This window comes from Erythrobacter insulae (genome assembly GCF_007004095.1).
Classification (GTDB): Bacteria; Pseudomonadota; Alphaproteobacteria; order Sphingomonadales; family Sphingomonadaceae; genus Erythrobacter; species Erythrobacter insulae.
Genome location: NZ_VHJK01000001.1, coordinates 2,433,249 through 2,452,228 on the forward strand (window position 1 = coordinate 2,433,249; position 18,980 = coordinate 2,452,228).

Consider the following 18,980-nt stretch of genomic DNA (forward strand, 5'->3'; position numbering starts at 1 on the left):
CCCCGAAAGCGGCGGTGGAGAGCACTTGCGCTGATTTTGATTTTGATGGGTGCAGGTTTTGTAGCAACGTGGATCTCGCGCGAGAGAATTGCGGGCAACATCATTCAGGAAGAATTGGATAGGCTGGGCCTGCCGGCCACCTATGAGATTGTTTCAATAACCCCGCAAAAACAGCTGCTGCGGAACCTAATCGTAGGAAACCCCAATCGGCCCGACCTGTTGATTGAAGAAGTCGTAGTCAATCTTGAATATGGCCTGGCGGGGCCGGCCGTTGGGCAAATAGAGATCGTGAAACCGCGGCTTTACGCGACATTTCGCGGCGGCGAATTCAGCCTCGGCTCGCTTGATCCTGTGCTTTTCAGCGATAGTGAAGAACCCCCGGCTTTGCCGCAGTTCGACGTCGTTCTGCGCGATGGGCGCGCTTTGGTTGAAAGCGATTTTGGTGCGGTTGGCGCTAAGTTCACTGGTAGCGGGCGGCTGGATGACGGCTTTAACGGTAAACTGGCGATAACCGCTCCCAATGCTGGCGTGGCTGGCTGCAATGTAGAAACAGCCACCGCGTACGGAGATGTTACCACAAAAGATGGCGTCCCATCGTTTGTTGGTCCGCTGCGCTTGCGGGGGCTTGATTGCCAAGGGGGCACGTTGAAGACGTTTGATGCGAGCGCGGACCTTGCGCTGACACAAGATCTGTCAGGTGCGGGCGGGACGGTGACATTGGCCGCTGATGCATTGGACTTTGCAAACGGCGGTGCCGCGATGCTGTCCGGTGATGTGGTTTTTAGCTGGGATGAAGGCGGCTTAAACCTTCGCCACGATCTGCTAGCTGATCAGATCCGGACGGATTATGGCAATTTTGACGAAGCCCGCCTCGATGGGGCGTTCCGTTCGGAACCCGGTTTTGCGCGCAGTGATTGGGATGCAAACGTGACGGGCCGCGGGCTAAACCTTGCCGGCGGTGCTAACGCGATGATCGAAGAAGCGAAAGCCGGTTCTGCCGAGACCTTGCTGGCGCCGCTGATTGCGAAATTTCAGCGGAATTTCACACAGGCTTCATCCGATGCCAATTTGGCCGCGGCATTCACTTTGAGACAGACCGAAGACGCAACCACATTCGTAATTCCCGAAGGCCGATTACAAAGCGGCAGCGGCGAAACCCTTTTGGCTCTTTCGCGGGTAAGTTGGATACGCAGTGATGCAGGTGCCAGGCTTAGCGGCAATTTTGTAACGGGCGGAAGGGGGCTTCCCCGGGTGAACGGGAGAATGGAACAATCGAGGGGCGGATCGTTGGCGCTTCGCATCGCGATGGCCGAGTTTGCTCAAGGATCTGACCGGATAAGTATTCCCCGGCTACAAGTGACGCAGAGGCAGGACGGCAACGTCACATTTGGCGGCGCTGCTGTGGTAGGCGGCGCTATTCCCGGGGGAAGCATCACAGCACTTGAAATTCCGATTGAAGGGGAATGGAATAACACCTCGGGTCTGATCCTGGGCCGTCAATGTCTTGATCTGCGTTTTGGGGGCTTGAATGTCTATGATCTCGCGATCGAAGGCAGTGCGATTTCCGTTTGCCCCGAACAAGGGGCCCCGATGATACGGTTTACCGATACTCTAACCGTCAACGCTGCCGCGCGGGACGTCCAGTTTACTGGCGTTTTGGCCGGTTCCCCTACCGAACTTTCGGCTGGCGCAATCGCAATTGCGTATCCGGGCTCTTTCGCGTTGCAGGATGCGCGCGTTGTTTTGGGCGCGGAGGAAAGCTCAATGCAGCTGCATTCCAGCAGCATTGAAGGAAACTTTGATACGCTTGGCGGAACCTTTAGCGGTGCAAACGCGGCGCTGGATTTCGTACCTCTCGATCTTTCTGAGGCATCTGGTCTCTGGGCTTACCGCGATAATGCTTTGGTCATTGAAGATGGAGCGTTTGAATTGTCCGAAAGGATCGAGGGTGAAGCGCGATTCGAACCGCTGACTGGCCGCGCTGCGATGATGAGCCTTTTGGGCAATGAGTTGAAAGCACACGCCGATCTAACCCATTCTGGATCAGGCCGATTGATTACGCGAATTAATCTTATTCATGATCTGGGGCAGGGGATCGGGGTTGCAACGATCGATGTGCCCGGTGTGATATTCGATGACCGCCTTCGGCCCGAGGATCTGAGCAATCTCGTCAAGGGCGTGATCGCCAATGCCAATGGCACCGTATCTGGCGAGGGCAGGATACGCTGGAGCGAGGATTCAATCACGAGTGAAGGTACGTTCGGTACCGAAGAACTGGACCTGGCTGCGGCCTTTGGCCCCATAGATGGATTGCGCGGGGAAATACGCTTCACGGATCTGATAAATTTGACCACAGCACCTGCTCAAACGCTCGAGATAGGCTCCATGAACCCCGGGATCGAGGTATTGGCGGGACGCGTGCAATATTCTTTGACCAACGGCGAATTGATATCTGTCGAGGATGCGCGGTGGCCGTTTATGGGCGGCGAGTTGATCCTTCGCCCGGTTGACATCCGATATGGCACGCCGGGCAGTCAGCTGTATGTGCTCGAAATCGTCGGCTTGGATGCCGAGACATTTATCGCGCAAATGGAGCTTAGCAATCTAAGCGCGACGGGTACGTTCGATGGAGCGGTGCCTATTTTGTTCGATGATCAGGGCAATGGCACCATTGGGGCCGGTTTGTTGCTTTCGAGGGCACCGGGCGGCAATGTATCGTATATCGGTGAGCTGACATACGAAGACATGGGCGCGATTACGAACTTCGCTTTTCAATCGCTCAAATCATTAGATTACACGCAAATGAGCATCGGGTTGGATGGCAGCCTTGCCGGTGAAATCATCACAAGCTTCAAAATTGACGGGGTTAGACAAGGGGCAGGGGCCAATCAAAACCTGTTCACGAGGCAGCTCTCGAAACTTCCCATCCGGTTCAACGTCAATGTTCGGTCTGAGAACTTTTATCAGCTTGCGACCATGGTTCAGTCATTTTTTGACCCGGACTACCTCGGGAATCCTGTTGATCGCGGATTGTTTGATGTCGAGGGCCAGCGATTTTCCCCCGCAAATCCATTTGTCGAACCGCAGCCCAGCGCGCCCGGTCCCAGCGAAAATGTGCAGGATACGCCCGCACTTAATCTCAGACGCGGTGATGAAACGCCCGTTCAACCTGTAGAAAGCGACGAGGATTTATGAAGGAGACGAAATTGACCGGAAATGGGCAGTCTGAGGCGCGTTTGGGTGTTCAGGGCAGACACGAGACCACACGAAGGGTTATCGGGAAAGCCGCCATGGGCTTGTTCGCCGCCGCAGGTTTGGGAGGTTGCATAAATGTTGCCGCTCCCGATGAGCCGATTGTGATCGAGCTGAACATCAATATCCGGCAAGAAGTAATTTACCGGTTGGCCGAGGATGCCGCCAACACAATTGACGAGAATGCAGATATTTTTTGATCCACAGATCAGACGTTCTGTTTGAGAGGTTGAGTTAGAATGACGACAATTCGCAAATATGTTCTGGCCGCAGCGGCCGGTCTCGCAGCAATCGCAACCGCGCTGCCCGCGCAGGCGCAGAGAGATCCAGCCTACGCTGCAGCACGCGCCTCCGGCCAGATTGGTGAGAAACCCGATGGCTATCTTGGCATCGTGGGCGATGCGACCCCGCAACTTCGCGATCTGGTGAATGATATCAACATCAAACGGCGCGCTGTGTATTCACGCAAGTCACAGGAAAACAAAGCCACTCTGGAAGCCTATGCGTTGACCGCTGGGTGTCAGGCGATTGCGCGAACAGCCCCTGGTGAAAAGTATCAGGCCCCTGATGGAACATGGCAAACGCGCACTGATGCTGCGCCGCTGCGTGATCCACGCTGCCCATAAGGACGGCGGCACAAGCGGACCTTCGCAAGCATTTGTGCGACAAATACACCATTGCTACTGTTGACTTGAAATTGCCCCCCTTCTAAGGGAGCGGCGCCCTCGGCGGGCACTTTTGAGCATGTGCCTGGTTGCCCCAAACAGGAAGCTAGCATGAGCGAAGAAAAGCCCGCACGAGAACCCATAGCCGAGGATGCGCGGATCGATGCGCTCGAAGCGCGGTTAAAAGCCGCAAACGAGCGAGAAGAAGAGCGTACCAAGCCAAAGGTCAAAGGGGCTGATGCGAATTATCGCAGCGGCAACCGGGTACTGGCGGATTTATTAGGTGGGATTTTCGGAGGCATGGTGATTGGCTGGGCGTTTGATGCGCTGGTCGGAACCTTGCCCTGGGGACTGTTGGTTGGCCTGTTTCTCGGAATAGGTGTCGCCTTCAGAAACATCATTCGAGCGGCAGACACGCGCCCTGACGACCCTGAAGCGGGATCGTAAATCGGGGCGCTTTTTACCGCGTTAATTAATAGGGACCGACCAAAAGTGGCAGCCGATCAGGCAAAAGTCGATCCGATGAAGCAGTTCCTTATCGAACCCTGGTGGGGCTCGGAAAATTGGGAGCTCGCTGACGGTTTCAACATCGCGTTTACCAACTCCTCTTGGTGGATGGCTATTACAGTCGTCCTTCTATGGGTGTTCGTAGCGGGCGGCATGAAGCGTGAGCTTGTGCCGGGCCGTTGGCAGATGGCGGTTGAAACCTTCACAGGCTTCATCGATGACATGCTGGAAGCAAACGTAGGCAAAGAAGGGCGCAAATATGTGCCCTACATCTTTAGCCTTTTCATGTTCATCCTATTCGCAAACCTGTTGGGTTTGATGCCAATTGGCGTGCTCGGTCTGCACCCGTTTACGTTCACCAGCCACTTCACGGTAACCGGCGTTCTTGCTGTGCTCAGCTTCTCGATCGTTCTGGTCGTCGGCTTCTGGAAGCACGGTATCAAGTTTTTCAGCCTGTTTGTGCCGCACGGTACGCCCGCACCTATGGTGCTGCCGATAGCCTTGATCGAGTTCTTCTCGTTCTTGATCCGCCCATTCAGCCTCGCGCTGCGTTTGTTCGTAGCCATGATGGCGGGTCACGTTCTCTTGAAGGTTCTTTCAAGCTTCGTGATTGACGGTCTCAATGCAGGCGCGATGACCAGCGTTATCGTTGCCGTGCCGAGTTTCGCTTTGATGATCGCCATCAGCGCGCTCGAAATCCTGGTTGCTGGCATTCAGGCATATGTTTTCGCTCTGTTGACCTCGTTGTATATCAACGACGCGGAGCATCTTCACTAAGTTTACCCTTTTCCATTCACACAGTTTTGATTTTCAAGGAGTTTTTATAATGGAAGCAGAAGCAGCCAAGCTCGTAGGCGCAGGCCTTGCAGCAATCGGTGCCGGTATGGCAGCAATCGGCGTTGGTAACGTCTTCGGTTCGTTCCTCGAAAGCGCACTGCGCAATCCTGGTGCTGCCGATGGTCAACAGGGCCGTCTCTTCATCGGCTTCGCCGCAGCCGAGCTTCTCGGCCTGCTGGCGTTCGTCGTTGCGATGATCCTGATCTTCGTCGCATAAACGACTTACATGAATTTGCGGGCTGGTTGGCAAGTGCGCCAGCCAGTCCGCCAATCTCTTTTATTCTAGCAAGCTTCGGACCCGGCCCATGCCTCAGATAGCCCAACTTGCCGAATTTTGGTCGAGCCAGGTATTCTGGACTCTGATCTTTTTCGGAATCACCTTTTTCGTGATCGGACGCGGTATGGTGCCTAAAGTTATGGGCACCGTGGAACTTCGCGATAATCAGATCGCTGATGATCTTGCGGCTGCTCAAGCCGCGCGTGATGCAGCGGATGATCAAGAAGAAGCATGGCGGGTCCGTGAGAACGAGAACCGCGCCGCAGCGCAGGCATTGATTGCAGAGGCGAAAGCCAAAGCCGCGAAAGCGACAGAAAAAAAGCTTGCGACTGCGCAAACCAAAATCGACGCAAAACTGGCCGATGCCGAGACGGAGATCGAATCTGCTCGCGTAAGCGCATTGGCTGAGATCGAGGGCGTCGCAGCCGAGGCTACGCAAGATATCGTCGTTCGCCTGTCCGGCGAAAAAGTGGACAAGCGTACAGCGCGTTCGGCAGTTAAAAAGGCTCTTTCAAATGCCTGATATTCTCACCATCCTTGCATCCGCAGATGACGGTAAGGCTGTGCCTGCTGCGTTTGGCGTTCAGGATTATCAGTGGGTGTCGTTGGCGATGCTCGTCCTCATCGGGGTGTTTCTTTGGAAGAAGGTGCCCGGTCTGATTACGGGCGGTCTCGATTCCAAGATTGCCGAGATTAAACAGCAATTGGACGAGGCAAAGAACCTTCGTGCAGAAGCAGAAACTCTCCGCGATGAATACGCATCCAAGATCACAACGGCTGAGCAAGATGCCGAGAAGATGATCGAAGGCGCCCAGCGTGAAGCAGTCGCAATTCTCGATAAGGCCAAGTCAGATGGCGAAGCGATGGTTAAGCGTCGCAAGCAAATGGCCGAGGAAAAAATCGCATCGGCAGAGCGTGACGCCGTTCGGGATGTCCGGAATCGTGCTGCCAGCGCAGCCGCGATTGCCGCTGGTGACATTATCGCGAATAAACATGACGCTGAGGCGGACGGTAAGCTCGCGGATGAAGTGATCGCTGGCATCTGATTTTCGCCGCCGCCCCAGTCTTTCATGGCGGGTGGCTTAGAGCGTTTCTGCGTAGCGTGTCGGTTTGAATTACTAGGCACCTGGCAGCATGACAACTTTTCCTGTCAGTTGCCGCTGAGCCATTGCAGTGAATGCCGTTTTCCAATCCGATAGCGGTAAGATGCGGTCGATTGCAGGCTTTATCGATCCACTCGCAGCCAGATCCGAGACGTGAGCCGCGATCCGCGCACCGCGATCAGGAAAGCGTCTGGCATATTCGCCAGCTCTAACGCCGACAATTGAGAACCCTTTGATGAGGGGGATGTTCGTGCGAATGCTGGCAATTCGCCCACCGGCGAAGCCGACAACGAGCAGTTTGCCGTTAAACGCGACGCAGCGCGTGCTTTCATCAAAAATGTCACCGCCAACTGGGTCAAAAACAAGGTCGCACAAAAGACCGCCCGTTATTTCGGCAATTTGCTCGCGAAATTGGCCCTCTGCCAGCACGATTGAGTGGGGGCGATACAATTTGTGAATGCGCGCGAGTTTATGAGCTGAGCCGCTTACGGCAATGACTTTGGCGCCCAGAGACATTGCCAAATCAACGGCTGCCATACCCACGCCGCCACTTGATCCATGGATCAAGACCCATTGGCCCGCACGCAATTGGCCTAATTCCACCAGAGCGGTGTAGGCTGTATTGTAAGCCGCTCCGAGCGCTGCGGCTACTTCGAAGGTTACACCTTTGGGCATTGGCCGGAGGCTCGCAGTAGGAAACGCTGCATATTCGGCGAATCCTCCTGTCTTTGCACCGCCCATTACAAAATCGCCGGGCTTCAGTGGGCTGTCGCTATCCGCATCGACCACCTCACCCGCCAGTTCCATGCCCGCCGTAAAAGGCGGCTCTGGCTTGAACTGGTAATCCTCTGAGGTCATCAACAGGTCGGGGTAGTTCAGCGATGCAGCGCGAATTTTGACGAGTGCTTCACCTCTCTGGCGCTCTGGGACCGGTACATCAGTCAAATTGACCCCGGACAAGTCGCGCGACAGGTGTTCCACTCGGAGAGCCTGCATGGCCTAGAAATTGTCCTTGGCAGCACGCAGAGCGGCGAAGGTTTCGTGTGGCTTTTCGCCGCCCCACTTTGCCATCAGGGCAGGATCATCAGCCCTTAGGAATGGATTGGTGGCAAGCTCACGGTGAAGCTGCGTCGGGACAGTGGGTTCTTTCCGCTCACGTTTGGCCGTGATTTCGTCAACGTAGGATCGAAGCGCAGAGTTATCAGGGTCTGCGTGCAGAGCGAATTTCGCATTTGCTGCGGTGTATTCGTGTGCGCAATATAGGATTGTGGCCGGAGGCAGAGCCTTTACGCGCTCAAGGCTTGCCCAGAATTGCGGTGCGGTGCCTTCGAACATGCGTCCGCATCCAAGCGCAAAAACGCTATCGCCGACAAAAGCAATTCCGGCTTTAGGGATATGGAAGGCAATGTGGCCATTGGTGTGGCCGGAGACGTCGATGACGTCTGCTGTAACCGCGCCCAGCGAAACTGTGTCGCCGTGAGCCACTTTTGTGTCGATCGGAGAGAGTTTTGTCACCTCGTCCGGTGCGATGACTTTGGCGCCTGTGGCAGCCACAATCTCAGCGTTTCCGCCAGCGTGATCGGGGTGCCAATGCGTGTTCCAGATTTGGGTTATCGTCCACCCTTTGGTATCGGCCTGACGCAGATATTCTTTCGCATCGGGCGTATCGATTGCAGCGGTTTCGCCGCTGACTGGATCGTGCAGGAGAAATCCGTAATTGTCGGACAGGCATGGGAATTGATGAACTGTTAGCATGTGCCGCAGTGTAGATTACTTTACGCAATAAAAAAGGCCCGACTGCTTTTCAGCAATCGGGCCTTTCGTATCCAACAAAGGAGATTCGGTTTTAGTCGTCTGATTTCTTGAGAGCTTCGCCCAAGATATCGCCAAGCGATGCGCCGCTGTCGGATGAACCGAACTGCTGCACGGCTTCTTTCTCTTCAGCGATTTGACGCGCCTTGATCGAGAAGTTTGGTTTTTTGGAACGGTCGAAACCGATAACCATTGCATCGACTTTTCCGCCAACCTGGAAGCGATCTGGACGTTGTTCGTCACGATCACGGCCGAGGTCCGAACGTTTGATAAAGCCTGTTGCGCCATCGTCGCCAACCTGAACTTCAAGGCCGCCATCGCGCACTTCGAGGATCGATACAGTAACGATCTGGTTCTTACGAAGCGAACCTGCTGCGGCTGCGCCGGCTTCTGTCGGTGCGCCTTTCTCAAGCTGCTTCATACCGAGGCTGATGCGTTCTTTTTCAACATCGACATCAAGAACGACAGCTTTGACTTCTTCACCTTTGCGGTGAAGCGCCAATGCGTCCTCGCCCGAGATACCCCATGCGATATCCGACATGTGGACCATGCCATCGACATCGCCATCGAGGCCGATGAACAGGCCGAATTCGGTAGCGTTCTTGACTTCGCCCGTGACTTCGGCGCCGACTGGGAACTTCTCGGCAAATTCGTCCCATGGATTGCGTTGAGCCTGCTTGAGACCGAGCGAAATACGACGCTTTTCGCTGTCGACTTCGAGGACCAGCACTTCGACTTCCTGCGAAGTCGATACGATTTTGCCAGGGTGAACGTTCTTCTTGGTCCAGCTCATTTCCGAAACATGGACAAGGCCTTCGATGCCCGGTTCCAGTTCGACGAATGCGCCGTATTCGGTGATGTTCGTGACAGTGCCGGAAAGCTTTGCGCCCATTGGGTATTTGGCTGCGACGCCGTCCCATGGATCACTTTCAAGCTGTTTCATGCCTAGGCTGATACGCTGTGTATCGGCGTTAATGCGCACGATCTGAACTGTGACGGTCTGACCGATTTCGATGATCTCGCTCGGGTGGTTGACCCGCTTGTAGCTCATGTCGGTTACGTGGAGCAGGCCGTCGATGCCGCCCAGATCCACAAATGCACCGTAATCGGTGATGTTCTTCACAACACCGTCAATAACCTGACCTTCGGCCAGATCGCTGATCAGTTCACTGCGCTGTTCGGCACGCGTTTCTTCGAGAACGGCGCGGCGCGAAACAACGATGTTGCCGCGGCGACGATCCATTTTGAGGATCTGAAAAGGCTGTGGCATGTCCATAAGCGGCGTAACGTCGCGAACGGGGCGGATATCGACCTGCGAGCCGGGAAGGAAGGCAACGGCGCCGTCAAGGTCGACTGTGAAGCCACCTTTAACGCGGCCAAAGATGCGGCCTTCGACACGCTTGCCTTCGCCAAATTCATTTTCAAGCTTGTCCCAAGCAGCTTCGCGGCGAGCGCGGTCACGGCTGAGCATGGCTTCGCCATCAGCGTTTTCGACGCGATCGACATAGACTTCGACTTCGCTGCCGACTTCCAGGCCGTGATCTTCTTCACCGCGTGCAAATTCTTTGAGGTTTACGCGGCCTTCGGATTTGAGGCCTACGTCAATCACAGCCATTCCGGCTTCGATTGAGGTTACGGTGCCTTTTACGACGCGGCCTTCAAAGCCGCCGTCTCCGGCACCGCCGAGTTGTTCGTTAAGGAGCGCTTCAAAATCGTCGCGCGTTGGGTTGGGCGAAGTCGCCATAAAGGAAAAAATCCTGTCTACGTTTTGCTACCGGCCACCGGTTTTTCCGGGGTCTTAAACTGTCTCCCACGCACGATTGCTTGGGCTAACAGGGCAAGAGGGCCGAATGTCTCTGCGAGGCCGGATGCCGCCGCAAAGGTTCTGACAATCGTTCCGACGTCAGCAACGTGCGCGCGTCTATGCCAATAAGGCCGCAAACGCAAGCGTTTTCGGGGTGAAGCCGCAGTTCAGGCGAGGGCGGTTTGCACCGTTTCCAGCACTGTTTCAAACGCTTCTTCGCGATTAAAACTGGTAGTGTCGATGACAAATGCATCGACTGCAGCTTTCAATGGAGCGTCCGAGCGATTGATGTCGCGGGCATCGCGTTTCGCAATGTCCGCCTCGACCTCGGTCAATTGCACTTCGATTCCCCGGTCGGTCATTTCCAGCCAACGCCGCCGCGCTCGTTCCTGAACGCTGGCGGTGATGAATAACTTCACGTCAGCATCGGGTGCAATGATAGTCCCGATGTCCCGCCCATCCAAAACCGCGCCATTGGATTGAGTTGCAAAGGAGCGCTGACGATCAAACAGCGCCTGGCGGACAGCGGGGTGCACTGAAACCCGGCTCGCTAGGCTACCGGTCGTTTCAGATCTCAAAACCGCATCATCAAGCAACGCTGCGGGAAAATCGCAGGCGGCCACTGCATCGCGCTCATTGTCGGGGTCACCGCCGTTAAGGATGACCTGATGACCCACAGCGCGGTACAGCAAACCTGTGTCTAAATGCGGTATATCGAAATGTGAGGCCAACTGCTTTGCGATTGTGCCTTTACCGGATGCTGTTGGGCCGTCGACAGCGATGATCATGAAAAAATGTCCTTGGCCTGGTTCGGGGTGACCTGTTGTTTTTCTTTACCGCGCCAACGGAAATGGAGAAATACCAGCGCGATCAGTGCGGCTGATATGTTGGCGGCTAACTCTAGCCAATTCGTAGCGCCCTGATTGCGAACCATAGTAACGATCACAGCGGTTCCGATCAAAATTGTCGCTGCAACACGCCGCCTCATTACGGGTGTTCGTCCTAGACTCAAACCAGTACGGATCATGCTTGTTCGGTTTTGCGTCGCCGCGATGCGCGTAACGCTTTACGTAGGCCAAAGATCGCGATTGCCGCCCAGAACCCTTCAAGCACAAGGCTTGGCCAGTTTGTGTGCACAATTAACGAGACAGTGAGCAATGCGGCGCCCATCAGATTGGTGCTGTGAAGAATGAATGGGTTTGGCTGCTCAACATAGGTCAAATATGCATAAGCGCCGATAATGCATGCGGTGCCAATAAACCCGATATAGCTTGCCCAGTCCAAGCCTTCCATTAGGCCGCGGCCCCTTCCAAAAGATTCATGAAAGTCGGAAAGCTGGTAGCGATAGGAGTGATGTCGTCAACGCTCACTCCGTCCCGGCTGACTAAGCCGGCAACCGCCATGCTCATGGCAATACGGTGATCCAGACTTGTTTTGACCAATGCATTCTTTGGTGTCCCCTTAAGGGGCTCTCCGCCGGTGCCCTGAATAGTGAGCCCGTCTTCGTGCTCTTCAACGTCGGCACCGGCCAGATTTAGCGCGGCGGCCATAGCCGCAATTCGATCGCTTTCTTTGACACGCAGCTCGTCCAGGCCAGTCGTACGGGTTGTGCCTTGCGCCAATGCCGCCGCTACGAACAGGACGGGAAATTCATCAACCATGCTGGGGACAATCGCAGGATCGATATCCACTCCCTGGAGCGGTGAATGCTTCACGTGAAGGTCTGCAACCGGTTCGCCGCCGACCTCGCGCGCATTTACCTCCTCGATGCTACCGCCCATTTGTCGCAGTGCGGAAACAATCCCTGCGCGCGTGCGGTTCATTCCGACGTTTTCAATCACGATATCGCTGCCCGGGACAAGTAGGGCGGCAACCATGAAGAACGCGGCCGACGATGGATCACCTGGCACAATTACATTTTGTGGCTTGAGCTCGGCCTCTCCGTGGATCGCGATCAAGCGCTCGCCATTGTGCTCGCCGATTTCAAGCGTTGCGCCAAAGCCTGTAAGCATCCGCTCCGTATGGTCGCGCGTCTCAACCGGTTCGATCACTCGGGTGATACCCGGAGTGTTCAGCCCTGCGAGCAAGACCGCACTTTTGACCTGCGCGCTGGCGACAGGAAGGCGATAGGTTATTGGAACCGCAGGCGAGGCACCGCGCATCATGAGGGGTAAGGTCCCACCTGTGGACGCTTCGAAACTTGCGCCCATTTGGCCTAATGGATCAATGACACGCTTCATCGGACGGCCAGAAAGGCTGGCGTCTCCGATGAAAGTCGAAGCAAAACCGTGGCTGGCCAATAATCCCATAAGAAGCCGGGTGGATGTGCCGGAATTACCCATGTCCAAAGCATTCTTGGGCTCAAGCAGACTGCCCAGACCCGCGCCATTTACACGCCAGTCTCCCTCTCCCGTGCGCTCGATATCCGCTCCAAGCTGTCGCATGGCAGCGGCAGTGGCGAGGACATCTTCGCCTTCGAGCAAGCCATGGATCGTGCTTTCACCGATTGCCAGAGATGAGAACATCAAGGCGCGATGACTTATCGATTTATCGCCCGGTACGCGGATGGTCCCGCGTAGTGGCCTGGAAGTTTGAAACGTGTGGGCTGGCAATTGTGTTCGTCCGTGATTAGATCATCGTTTAAGACGCGCTGCTTTGACAGTGACCCACGCTTCTGGCAAGGCGCGCCGCTATCTTGATTCCGGAACTTTTCGGTTCCAAAACAAAACAGACATTATGCGCCCGGCGATAATCCGGGCAAGACTAAGGATTGTGTGAGAATGGCCAAGCCAGAATGGGGAACCAAGCGTTCCTGCCCCAAATGCGGGGAACGCTTTTATGACCTCGGTAATGATGAGCCGGTAACCTGTATTGAGTGTGGCGAGGAATGGTCTCCTGAGCCCGTTCTCAAATCAAAACAGCCGATCCCGTTCGATAATGACAAAAAGAAGGATGGCGAAGCCGATAGCGATCTCTCCGGCGATGATGAAGATGATGAGCTGAAAGACATCGAAAACATCGACGACGAAGAAGATTCGCCAGATAACGATGTGGATCTCGGCGGCGACGATGATCTTGGCGTGTCCAAGGGCAAAGGCGACGAAGACGACGTCGAAAACTGATTTTGCTGTTGCAAACGGGAAGTTGGCCTTATATTGGCCGCTTCCCGCACGCTGCATCCATATGGAAGCGTGCAAATTGACTGGAACGGGGCCTTAGCTCAGCTGGGAGAGCGCAACACTGGCAGTGTTGAGGTCAGCGGTTCGATCCCGCTAGGCTCCACCAGTCAAACAAGATTTAAGCCGGACTTCTTTGATAAAGAACTCCGCGCGCTGGCTGACGAGGTTTCGTCCGCCGGCGTTTTTCGCGTTTAGAGCTGATTGTTATGATCGGCGAGGAGTTGAAGACGATGTTTGACAATCTGTCCGACCGCTTAGGTGGTGTCTTTGACAAACTCAAAGGCCGCGGCTCGCTTAAGGAGCAGGACGTTCGCGATGCTATGCGCGAAGTCAGAATCGCCTTGCTCGAAGCCGATGTAGCGCTGCCTGTCGCACGGCGTTTCATCGATGCCGTGACGGAAAAGGCTGTTGGTCAGGAAGTTCTGAAATCAGTCAAACCGGGCCAGCAAGTCGTCAAGATTGTTCATGACGAGCTGGTCGAAATGCTTGGCGGTGCCGAAGTTGAAGGCATTACGCTCGACGCCAAGCCGCCCGTAGTTATTATGCTCGTTGGCCTGCAGGGCTCGGGTAAAACAACGACTACCGCCAAACTTGGCAAAATGCTGCGCGAAAAGCATGGCAAAAAAGCCATGATGGCATCACTCGATGTGAACCGTCCTGCGGCGCAGGAACAACTGGAAGTGCTCGGTAAGCAGGTCGATGTTTCGACCCTCCCGATTGTTTCCGGCCAGCAACCGGTTGATATTGCCCGGCGTGCAATGGAATCCGCCAAGCTCCAGAATTTCGACGTTCTGCTGCTGGATACCGCAGGACGTCTGCACGTCGATGAAGCCCTGATGGCCGAGATGAAAGCAGTCTCGCAGGTTTCAGCACCGACCGAAGTCTTGCTGGTTGTTGACAGCCTGACGGGTCAGGATGCGGTGAATGTCGCACAAAGCTTCACCAATGAAGTTCCTTTAACCGGCGTCGTGCTGACCCGCATGGATGGCGATGCGCGCGGCGGCGCGGCGCTGTCGATGCGCGCCGTAACTGGCAAACCCATCAAATTCGCTGGCACCGGCGAAAAACTTGACGCGATTGAAGCGTTCCGTCCCGGATCCGTTGCCGATCGCATATTGGGCATGGGCGATGTTATCAGTCTGGTCGAAAAAGCGGCTGCCTCCATCAAAGAAGAGGAAGCTGAACAGCTCGCCAGGAATTTTGAGAAGGGCAAGTTCGACCTCAACGATTTGCGTATGCAGTTGAAGCAGATGCAGAACATGGGCGGTCTCGGGATGCTGGCAGGCATGATGCCGGGCATGAAAAAAGCAAAGGCTGCGATGGAAGCATCCAACATGGATGACAAAGTGCTGGTCCACATGGATGCGATCATCGGTTCGATGACTGCCAAAGAACGCGCGCATCCCGGCGTGATGAATGCAAAGCGTAAAAAACGCGTGGCGGCCGGTAGCGGGACCGATGTTCAGACGGTTAACAAGCTGCTGAAAATGCATCAGGAAATGGGCCGTGCGATGAAGCAAATCAAGAAAATGGGCGGTCTGAAAGGTCTCGCGGCGATGTTTGGCGGTGGCGGTATGCCCGGAATGGGCGGCCCCGGCGGAGGTATGGGCGGTATGGGCGGCCTTGGTGGCCCAGGCGGAATGCCCGGCGGACTACCCGGGCTCGGCGGTCCCGGTACTAAGAAATAATTCTAACAAACAATTCAAATACAGTGATTTAAACTCGAAAGGTAATTTCAAATGGCAGTAGCAATCCGGCTTTCGCGCGGTGGCGCAAAAAAGCGTCCTTACTATCGCATCGTCGTGTCAGACGAGCGTGCCCCACGTGACGGCAAGTATCTTGAGCAGATCGGCACCTACAACCCGCTGCTCGCGAAGGATGATGAGAACCGCGTCAAGCTGAATGAAGATCGTGCGAAATACTGGCTTGGTGTTGGGGCAAAGCCATCTGACCGTGTTCTGCGCTTTCTGGACGCAGCGGGCATCTTGGAGCGTGAAGCACGCAACAACCCGAACAAGGGCAAGCCTGGTGAAAAGGCGGTTGAGCGCGCCGAAGAAAAAGCTGAAAAGCTGAAAGAAGCTGAAGAAGCCAAGAAGGCCGCCGAGGAAGAAGCCAAGGCAGCGGCCGCCGCTCCAGCGGAAGAAACTCCTGCTGAAGAAGCTCCGGCAACTGAAGAAGCGACCCCAGCAGAAGAAGCCGCTGTTGAAGGTGCCGCTGACGAAGCACCAACCGAAGATGCACCCGCTGAAGCGGCTGCTGAAGACAAGGCCGAGTAAGCCTTTCTTATGACCGATAAAGACGATGCGCGCCGGACCGTGGAACTTGCCGCGATCTCCGGCGCGCATGGTATTTCGGGTGAGGTTCGCCTCAAATTGTTTGGGGAGGGCGTCGAGGCGCTGTCCGCGCACAAATCATTCATCGTCCGCGATACAGGCGCGGTCCTGACGCTCAAGAAAGTGCGCTCGGACAATAAAGGCGGCGCGGTGGCGCGGTTCGCCGAATGCTCGACACGCAACGATGCGGAAAAGATGCGAGGGACGGTGATCACCGTGTCGCAAGACGCTTTGCCTGCGCTGGAAGACGGCGAGTATTACCACGCCGATCTGATCGGCCTCGCCGCTGTCACCGATGCAGGTGATGCATTGGGCGAGGTAATTGCCGTCGAAAATTTCGGCGCGACCGATATTGTCGAAATTCGCAAAGAGCCGCCGCCTGCCAAAGGCACCAAGACCTTTATGGTGCCTATGACCAGAGATGCGGTTCTCGAGTGGGACGACACAAAGCTTGTGATCAACGCAGATTTCGCCAACGATTAAATCATGATTTCTGGATCGCTAATTTTTGGCTTGTTGCTAATCGCGGGATTTTCCCTCGGACTAGCTCTCATCCTCGATACTCAAGCACCAAAGATGATGTGGCAAAGGCGAGCGCTGATCGCTTCACTGGGCGGCGCATTCATTCCGATGCTGCTGCCGATTGCTGTTTTGCTGATCGAAGGCGATTGGCAAGCCGAGACATTTATTTTACTGATGGCTCTCATCATCGGAAGCCTAATGCTTGCTGGCATTGTCGGTTTCCCAGTTACCTACTGGTTCTGCAAACGGCGGGAAGCTGCGCGTGGAAATCTAGATCCCGCGAAAGACTTCGAATGACTTCACTGCAAGTCGCCATTTGTCAGGCTGCACCTATTCCGCTCGATTTTGCTGGCGGTATCGAAAAAGCGACGCGGCTTGCGCGCGAGGCTATCGAGGGCGGCGCGCAGTTTGTGGCCTTTGGCGAGACGTTTCTGGGTGGTTATCCGCTCTGGCTTGACGAAGCGCCGGGTGCAGGATTGTGGGATCATCCGGGGACCAAGGCGCTCCACGCGATCATGCTGGAACAGGCGATTGTGCCGAATGACGAGCGGCTGCTACCCTTGCAAGAACTGTCCGACGAAAGCGGCGCTTGCATCTCCATCGGCGCGCATGAGCGGGTGCGGCAGAGCCTTTACAACAACCAACTGCTGTTCCGCCCCGGAGGGGCACCGCTCGACCACCGCAAGCTGGTGCCGACCCATGGCGAGCGCCTGATCTGGATGCGCGGTGATGGCTCGACGCTGGGCGTGCATCAGGCCGAATGGGGCAATGCGGGCAATCTCATCTGTTGGGAGCACTGGATGCCCTTGGCGCGTGCGGCGATGCACAATCTGGGCGAGACGCTGCATGTGGCCGCATGGCCGACCGTGCGCGAGGAATATGCGCTGGCTTCGCGGCACTACGCGATGGAGGGTCGGTGCTTTGTGCTCGCCGCAGGATTGGTGCAGCACCACGATGATCTGTTCGACGGGCTTGAGCGGGTTGGCGGAAATGACGATGCGCTCGCTCTGTTCAACGCTATTGGAGGCGAGCAACTGAACCGAGGCGGCTCCATGATTATCGCGCCAGATGCGGGGGTGATCGCGCAAGCCGGTGGGGGCGAGGAAATCCTTCACGCTGAGTTGGATCTGTCAATGATAGGACAGGGACTGGCGAGCCTCGACACCGACGGTCATTATTCGCGGCCCGATGTGTTTGAGCTTAATGTCGATATCCGGGCGAAGGATGGGGTGAATTGGAATGCGGGGCACGAGGCATGAGCCTTGTCCTGTTTCTTTCACCTTTCCCAATCGCTTTGCTCACAGCTTTCTTCGCAGGGCACCTCCTTGCAAGCCGCGCTACGGCAATGCCAAGTGCCTTAAGGGTATTTTTGGCCGGTCTTGCCGGTGTCATCGCTTCGGTTGGCTATCTCTGGATTTGGGAGGCTATCGAAGTCGCTTTGCGTGACTCACGCGGGGATACGAGCGATTACATGGGGCCGATGGTTATGCTAGTCTACGGGTATCCCTTGTTCATCATAACATGGCTTTTGTGCTTTGCGATGGCTGGCTTTGCGGTCTGGCGCGCGAAATGACCTTCGCCGCGCAAATCCTCACCCTCTACCCTGAGATGTTCCCCGGCCAGCTTGGCCAATCGCTCGCGGGTAAGGCGCTCGCGCGCGGTGATTGGTCTTGCGACACGATCCAGATGCGCGATTTTGCCTTAGACAAGCACAAGAACGTCGATTCCCCTCCGTCGGGCGGCGGGGCAGGGATGGTGCTTAAGTGCGATGTTCTGGGGCGCGCGGTCGATCATGCAATTGAGCGCCAACCGAACGCCCCCATTCTTGCCATGACACCGCGCGGCAAACCGATCACTCAGGAACGCATTCGAGAAATCGCTGCCGGCCCTGGATTAACGCTGCTTTGCGGACGGTTTGAAGGCTTCGACGAACGCCTGTTCGAAGCCCGCCCTCAGATCGAGCAGGTCAGCCTCGCCGACATCGTGCTTTCCGGCGGTGAAACGGCGGCGATTGCCATACTTGATGCTTGCATTCGGCTGCTTCCCGGCGTAATGGGCGCGACTTCTAGCGGGACCGAGGAAAGCTTCGAAGACGGGCTTCTCGAATATCCGCAATATACCCGACCTCAAGAATGGGAAGGGCGCACGATCCCCGAAGTGCTGCGATCTGGGGATCATGCGAAGGTTGACGCTTGGCGAAAGCTACAGTCTGAAACCGACACTAGGTTACGCAGGCCGGATCTTTGGGAGCGCTATGAGGGCGCTCGGGTTCAGTCTGCCTCTGGCGCGCGGCGAAAAAATAAGGATACGGACCAGTGAACCTGATCCAGCAAATCGAAGCTGAAGAAATTGCCAAAGCTGGCAAAGATATTCCAGAATTCCGCGCCGGCGACACTGTTCGCGTTGGCGTGAAGGTGAAGGAAGGCACGCGTGAGCGTGTCCAGATGTTCGAAGGCGTATGCATCGCCCGTTCCAACCGGAGCATCAACAGCAACTTCACCGTCCGTAAAATGAGCTTTGGCGAAGGCGTAGAGCGCGTTTTCCCAATCTATGCTCCGATCGTTGACAGCATTACAGTTGTGCGCCGCGGTGTCGTGCGCCGTGCGAAACTGTATTACCTGCGTGGCCGCACCGGTAAGCGTGCGCGTATCGCCGAACGTCGGGATAACGCTCCAAAAGCGTAAGGCTC

The 18,980-nt window shown here is 55.8% G+C and carries 23 protein-coding genes and 1 tRNA gene; 18 read left to right on the forward strand and 6 right to left on the reverse strand.

The window, feature by feature from the left end; all coding sequences use genetic code 11:
- The first annotated feature begins 45 nt into the window (after positions 1 to 45).
- The 8 genes from FGU71_RS11370 (at position 46) to FGU71_RS11405 (ending at position 6,584) form a co-directional block, all read left to right on the forward strand.
- On the forward strand, positions 46 to 3,195 hold the full coding sequence (locus FGU71_RS11370) for an intermembrane phospholipid transport protein YdbH family protein (RefSeq protein ID WP_185960281.1): 3,150 nt from the start codon (positions 46 to 48) through the stop codon (positions 3,193 to 3,195).
- Positions 3,192 to 3,452, forward strand: coding sequence for a YnbE family lipoprotein (locus tag FGU71_RS14235; protein WP_234035730.1), 261 nt, complete (start codon positions 3,192 to 3,194; stop codon positions 3,450 to 3,452). The genes FGU71_RS11370 and FGU71_RS14235 overlap by 4 nt, the downstream gene beginning before the upstream one ends.
- A 39-nt stretch (positions 3,453 to 3,491) precedes the next feature.
- The gene (locus FGU71_RS11380; protein ID WP_142788676.1) at positions 3,492 to 3,878 is read left to right on the forward strand and encodes a YdbL family protein; all 387 of its coding nucleotides are present in this window, start codon (positions 3,492 to 3,494) and stop codon (positions 3,876 to 3,878) included.
- A gap of 150 nt (positions 3,879 to 4,028) precedes the next feature.
- Positions 4,029 to 4,364 (forward strand): AtpZ/AtpI family protein, encoded by a 336-nt coding sequence (locus FGU71_RS11385; protein WP_142788677.1) that lies wholly within the window; start codon positions 4,029 to 4,031, stop codon positions 4,362 to 4,364.
- 45 nt (positions 4,365 to 4,409) lie between these two features.
- A complete protein-coding gene (locus FGU71_RS11390) occupies positions 4,410 to 5,201 on the forward strand; it encodes a F0F1 ATP synthase subunit A (RefSeq protein ID WP_185960282.1) in 792 nt (263 codons plus the stop codon).
- Positions 5,202 to 5,250: 49 nt separating this feature from the next.
- The gene (locus tag FGU71_RS11395) at positions 5,251 to 5,478 is read left to right on the forward strand and encodes a F0F1 ATP synthase subunit C (protein WP_027442220.1); all 228 of its coding nucleotides are present in this window, start codon (positions 5,251 to 5,253) and stop codon (positions 5,476 to 5,478) included.
- Positions 5,479 to 5,566: 88 nt separating this feature from the next.
- Positions 5,567 to 6,061 carry a F0F1 ATP synthase subunit B family protein gene (locus FGU71_RS11400; RefSeq protein ID WP_142788678.1) on the forward strand — a complete coding sequence of 165 codons (495 nt, stop codon included), beginning with the start codon at positions 5,567 to 5,569 and terminating at the stop codon, positions 6,059 to 6,061.
- The gene (locus FGU71_RS11405; protein ID WP_142788679.1) at positions 6,054 to 6,584 is read left to right on the forward strand and encodes a F0F1 ATP synthase subunit B family protein; all 531 of its coding nucleotides are present in this window, start codon (positions 6,054 to 6,056) and stop codon (positions 6,582 to 6,584) included. Before FGU71_RS11400 ends, FGU71_RS11405 begins: the two co-directional genes overlap by 8 nt.
- A gap of 72 nt (positions 6,585 to 6,656) precedes the next feature.
- Here FGU71_RS11405 and FGU71_RS11410 read toward each other — a convergent pair whose 3' ends face one another.
- The 6 genes from FGU71_RS11410 to aroA form a co-directional block, all read right to left on the reverse strand.
- On the reverse strand, positions 6,657 to 7,637 hold the full coding sequence (locus FGU71_RS11410; RefSeq protein ID WP_142788680.1) for an NADPH:quinone oxidoreductase family protein: 981 nt from the start codon (positions 7,635 to 7,637) through the stop codon (positions 6,657 to 6,659).
- A 3-nt stretch (positions 7,638 to 7,640) separates the two neighbouring features.
- Complete coding sequence (gloB, locus tag FGU71_RS11415) at positions 7,641 to 8,396, reverse strand: hydroxyacylglutathione hydrolase (protein WP_142788681.1); 756 nt, start codon at positions 8,394 to 8,396, stop codon at positions 7,641 to 7,643.
- Positions 8,397 to 8,487: 91 nt separating this feature from the next.
- Positions 8,488 to 10,197 (reverse strand): 30S ribosomal protein S1, encoded by a 1,710-nt coding sequence (rpsA, locus tag FGU71_RS11420; protein ID WP_142788682.1) that lies wholly within the window; start codon positions 10,195 to 10,197, stop codon positions 8,488 to 8,490.
- 227 nt (positions 10,198 to 10,424) lie between these two features.
- On the reverse strand, positions 10,425 to 11,045 hold the full coding sequence (locus tag FGU71_RS11425) for a (d)CMP kinase (protein WP_142788683.1): 621 nt from the start codon (positions 11,043 to 11,045) through the stop codon (positions 10,425 to 10,427).
- Positions 11,046 to 11,280: 235 nt separating this feature from the next.
- A complete protein-coding gene (locus tag FGU71_RS11430; protein ID WP_142788684.1) occupies positions 11,281 to 11,550 on the reverse strand; it encodes a CBU_0592 family membrane protein in 270 nt (89 codons plus the stop codon).
- The gene (gene aroA, locus FGU71_RS11435) at positions 11,550 to 12,869 is read right to left on the reverse strand and encodes a 3-phosphoshikimate 1-carboxyvinyltransferase (RefSeq protein ID WP_142788685.1); all 1,320 of its coding nucleotides are present in this window, start codon (positions 12,867 to 12,869) and stop codon (positions 11,550 to 11,552) included. Before aroA ends, FGU71_RS11430 begins: the two co-directional genes overlap by 1 nt.
- 168 nt (positions 12,870 to 13,037) lie before the next feature.
- Here aroA and FGU71_RS11440 point away from each other — a divergent pair, with 168 nt between their 5' ends.
- The 10 genes from FGU71_RS11440 to rplS all read left to right on the forward strand — a co-directional run bounded on the left by FGU71_RS11440 (position 13,038) and on the right by rplS (position 18,975).
- The gene (locus tag FGU71_RS11440; protein WP_142788686.1) at positions 13,038 to 13,379 is read left to right on the forward strand and encodes a TIGR02300 family protein; all 342 of its coding nucleotides are present in this window, start codon (positions 13,038 to 13,040) and stop codon (positions 13,377 to 13,379) included.
- An 87-nt stretch (positions 13,380 to 13,466) separates the two neighbouring features.
- Positions 13,467 to 13,542 (forward strand) — tRNA-Ala (locus FGU71_RS11445).
- 124 nt (positions 13,543 to 13,666) lie between these two features.
- Positions 13,667 to 15,124 carry a signal recognition particle protein gene (ffh, locus tag FGU71_RS11450; RefSeq protein ID WP_142788687.1) on the forward strand — a complete coding sequence of 486 codons (1,458 nt, stop codon included), beginning with the start codon at positions 13,667 to 13,669 and terminating at the stop codon, positions 15,122 to 15,124.
- A 51-nt stretch (positions 15,125 to 15,175) separates the two neighbouring features.
- Positions 15,176 to 15,712 carry a 30S ribosomal protein S16 gene (gene rpsP / locus FGU71_RS11455; protein ID WP_142788688.1) on the forward strand — a complete coding sequence of 179 codons (537 nt, stop codon included), beginning with the start codon at positions 15,176 to 15,178 and terminating at the stop codon, positions 15,710 to 15,712.
- Between the two features lie 9 nt (positions 15,713 to 15,721).
- The gene (gene rimM / locus FGU71_RS11460; protein ID WP_142788689.1) at positions 15,722 to 16,252 is read left to right on the forward strand and encodes a ribosome maturation factor RimM; all 531 of its coding nucleotides are present in this window, start codon (positions 15,722 to 15,724) and stop codon (positions 16,250 to 16,252) included.
- 3 nt (positions 16,253 to 16,255) lie between these two features.
- A complete protein-coding gene (locus FGU71_RS11465) occupies positions 16,256 to 16,588 on the forward strand; it encodes a hypothetical protein (protein ID WP_142788690.1) in 333 nt (110 codons plus the stop codon).
- Complete coding sequence (locus tag FGU71_RS11470; protein WP_142788691.1) at positions 16,585 to 17,550, forward strand: carbon-nitrogen hydrolase family protein; 966 nt, start codon at positions 16,585 to 16,587, stop codon at positions 17,548 to 17,550. Before FGU71_RS11465 ends, FGU71_RS11470 begins: the two co-directional genes overlap by 4 nt.
- A gap of 86 nt (positions 17,551 to 17,636) precedes the next feature.
- On the forward strand, positions 17,637 to 17,864 hold the full coding sequence (locus FGU71_RS11475) for a hypothetical protein (RefSeq protein WP_142788692.1): 228 nt from the start codon (positions 17,637 to 17,639) through the stop codon (positions 17,862 to 17,864).
- Positions 17,861 to 18,610, forward strand: coding sequence for a tRNA (guanosine(37)-N1)-methyltransferase TrmD (gene trmD / locus FGU71_RS11480; protein ID WP_142789114.1), 750 nt, complete (start codon positions 17,861 to 17,863; stop codon positions 18,608 to 18,610). The genes FGU71_RS11475 and trmD overlap by 4 nt, the downstream gene beginning before the upstream one ends.
- The gene (gene rplS, locus FGU71_RS11485; protein WP_142788693.1) at positions 18,607 to 18,975 is read left to right on the forward strand and encodes a 50S ribosomal protein L19; all 369 of its coding nucleotides are present in this window, start codon (positions 18,607 to 18,609) and stop codon (positions 18,973 to 18,975) included. The genes trmD and rplS overlap by 4 nt, the downstream gene beginning before the upstream one ends.
- The last annotated feature ends 5 nt before the right edge of the window (positions 18,976 to 18,980 follow it).

Excerpts from the sequence above, each read along its gene's own strand:
- FGU71_RS11385 (WP_142788677.1), top strand. The coding sequence starts at position 4,029 with ATGAGCGAAGAAAAGCCCGCACGAGAACCCATAGCCGAGGATGCGCGG.
- FGU71_RS11395 (WP_027442220.1), top strand. The coding sequence starts at position 5,251 with ATGGAAGCAGAAGCAGCCAAGCTCGTAGGCGCAGGCCTTGCAGCAATC.
- FGU71_RS11370 (WP_185960281.1), top strand. The coding sequence starts at position 46 with ATGGGTGCAGGTTTTGTAGCAACGTGGATCTCGCGCGAGAGAATTGCG.
- ffh (WP_142788687.1), top strand. The coding sequence starts at position 13,667 with ATGTTTGACAATCTGTCCGACCGCTTAGGTGGTGTCTTTGACAAACTC.
- FGU71_RS11410 (WP_142788680.1), bottom strand. The coding sequence starts at position 7,637 with ATGCAGGCTCTCCGAGTGGAACACCTGTCGCGCGACTTGTCCGGGGTC.
- FGU71_RS11430 (WP_142788684.1), bottom strand. The coding sequence starts at position 11,550 with ATGGAAGGCTTGGACTGGGCAAGCTATATCGGGTTTATTGGCACCGCA.
- FGU71_RS11400 (WP_142788678.1), top strand. The coding sequence starts at position 5,567 with ATGCCTCAGATAGCCCAACTTGCCGAATTTTGGTCGAGCCAGGTATTC.
- FGU71_RS11380 (WP_142788676.1), top strand. The coding sequence starts at position 3,492 with ATGACGACAATTCGCAAATATGTTCTGGCCGCAGCGGCCGGTCTCGCA.
- FGU71_RS11440 (WP_142788686.1), top strand. The coding sequence starts at position 13,038 with ATGGCCAAGCCAGAATGGGGAACCAAGCGTTCCTGCCCCAAATGCGGG.
- trmD (WP_142789114.1), top strand. The coding sequence starts at position 17,861 with ATGACCTTCGCCGCGCAAATCCTCACCCTCTACCCTGAGATGTTCCCC.
- FGU71_RS14235 (WP_234035730.1), top strand. The coding sequence starts at position 3,192 with ATGAAGGAGACGAAATTGACCGGAAATGGGCAGTCTGAGGCGCGTTTG.
- FGU71_RS11470 (WP_142788691.1), top strand. The coding sequence starts at position 16,585 with ATGACTTCACTGCAAGTCGCCATTTGTCAGGCTGCACCTATTCCGCTC.
- rpsA (WP_142788682.1), bottom strand. The coding sequence starts at position 10,197 with ATGGCGACTTCGCCCAACCCAACGCGCGACGATTTTGAAGCGCTCCTT.
- rimM (WP_142788689.1), top strand. The coding sequence starts at position 15,722 with ATGACCGATAAAGACGATGCGCGCCGGACCGTGGAACTTGCCGCGATC.
- FGU71_RS11405 (WP_142788679.1), top strand. The coding sequence starts at position 6,054 with ATGCCTGATATTCTCACCATCCTTGCATCCGCAGATGACGGTAAGGCT.
- rpsP (WP_142788688.1), top strand. The coding sequence starts at position 15,176 with ATGGCAGTAGCAATCCGGCTTTCGCGCGGTGGCGCAAAAAAGCGTCCT.
- FGU71_RS11465 (WP_142788690.1), top strand. The coding sequence starts at position 16,256 with ATGATTTCTGGATCGCTAATTTTTGGCTTGTTGCTAATCGCGGGATTT.
- FGU71_RS11425 (WP_142788683.1), bottom strand. The coding sequence starts at position 11,045 with ATGATCATCGCTGTCGACGGCCCAACAGCATCCGGTAAAGGCACAATC.
- gloB (WP_142788681.1), bottom strand. The coding sequence starts at position 8,396 with ATGCTAACAGTTCATCAATTCCCATGCCTGTCCGACAATTACGGATTT.
- FGU71_RS11475 (WP_142788692.1), top strand. The coding sequence starts at position 17,637 with ATGCCAAGTGCCTTAAGGGTATTTTTGGCCGGTCTTGCCGGTGTCATC.